Source organism: Gordonia sp. NPDC003425 (genome assembly GCF_053588635.1).
In genome coordinates, this window is the sequence record NZ_JBSFQI010000047.1 from 1 (window position 1) to 1,470 (window position 1,470).

2 protein-coding genes and 1 pseudogene are annotated in these 1,470 nt (G+C 61.4%); 1 reads left to right on the top strand and 2 read right to left on the bottom strand.

The genetic code is table 11. The features are described from left to right. Positions 1–107 (top strand): hypothetical protein (locus ACWDTD_RS20510; protein WP_449748954.1); only part of this gene is annotated, 107 nt, incomplete at its 5' end. 85 nt (positions 108–192) lie between these two features. On the opposite strand, the gene ACWDTD_RS20515 is transcribed toward ACWDTD_RS20510, so the two are convergent. Next, the gene (locus ACWDTD_RS20515; protein WP_449748953.1) at positions 193–876 is read right to left on the bottom strand and encodes a TetR family transcriptional regulator; all 684 of its coding nucleotides are present in this window, start codon (positions 874–876) and stop codon (positions 193–195) included. Positions 877–887: 11 nt separating this feature from the next. Continuing rightward, positions 888–1,376 (bottom strand): annotated as a pseudogene (locus tag ACWDTD_RS20520) (amidohydrolase family protein); the annotation flags it as partial. Between the last annotated feature and the right edge of the window lie 94 nt (positions 1,377–1,470).

Genomic DNA, 1,470 nt, shown 5'->3' on the forward strand with positions numbered 1-1,470 from the left:
CGGTGACGTTGATTCACCATCTCCGTCGAAACGGGGGACGGTACGGTCTGCAGACGATGTGTGAAGGCGGCGGTACCGCGAACGCAACGATCTACGAAATCCTCTGACCGCATCACCCCGGCGAACGCTCCGCGGACCTGGCCACCTTTCCGCGGTGCGTTCGTCCGATCCGGGCGCGATGACGGTCGCCGTTCAGTCGGCGGGCCGATGGTCGAGGGCGTCGGCCCGCGCGCGCAGGCCGAGTATCAGCGTGTCGATTCCGAACTCATAGAAGTCGTGCCCGCGCATGCTGTCGAGAGCCTCGATCGCCCGGGAGATCCGTGGAGGCAACTCGCGTTCGCGGGGGACCTCCAGATCCTGCCGGGAGGCGCGGTTACGTCCGAACAGATAGCTGTGGATCATCGAGTAACCGGCCAGCACATCCGCGTCACCGAATCCGGCCTCATAGAGCGTGGCCATGACGCCGTCAACGATGCGTGTTTGACCGCGAAGAACCTGGTCGAGGATGACTTCGCCGATCCCCGGATAGGAATGAAGTCGAGTCTCGACTTGATCGACGATCATCCGCAACCGCTCATACCATCGCCCCTCGAACCGGTCCGGGATACGGACATCGGCGAGAGCTGTGCGGGCGACGACGTCGAGCAGTGCATCTTTGCCCGAGACATAGTGATACGACGCCATCGGAGAAACTCCCAGTTCCTCCGATAGGCGCCGCATCGACAGCTTGTCGACACCGACGTCTGCAATGATCTTCAGCGCGGCATCGACGATCTCATCTTGTGTGAGGTTGGTGGAGCCACGAGTGGAGTTGGATGGCGGGCGACCAACGCGACCGCTACGCGCCGTCTGTTTCGCCACGCGACCCGCTTCCACTCGGGGACCATCTACGTCCCGTTGATCAAATCAAGACCGTTGTCACGGAGGAACTTCTTGCGATTCTCCTCACCGAGGCCTTCGACGCGTGTGTAGAAGTCGGCGGGTTCACGGAGACCCTCGGCATGCGGCCAGTCCGATCCCATCACCAAGCACTCGACTGTTCCCAGTCTTTCGACCATACCCACCGTATCGTCCTCGGGGTAGGGCACGACTCGGATGTGCTTCTTGAAGACCGCACTCGGGCGCTCGGTCAACTGGCCGCCCAGCCAGCGTCCATTGCGAGCCATACCTCTGCTCTTGTCCATATGGCGAATGAAGTGAGGCACCCATTCGGCGCCGAACTCACTGACCAGGACCTTGATGTTGGGGAATCGTCCGAAGAGATTGTCGAAGATCAGTGCGGACAGTGTGTCGGTGATCGGCCGCTCTCCGTAGCTGTTCTGCCATTGCCAGGCGGAGAACTGGAACGGCGGCACAAGTCCCCAGCCCCAGTCCGCGAGATATTGTCAAGATCTGTGGATGAGGTTGTTTCAGGCAGCCTCCTGCTGGTCGGGTGAGGCGGTGCCGGGTTCGACGAGTTCGCCGTTTTTG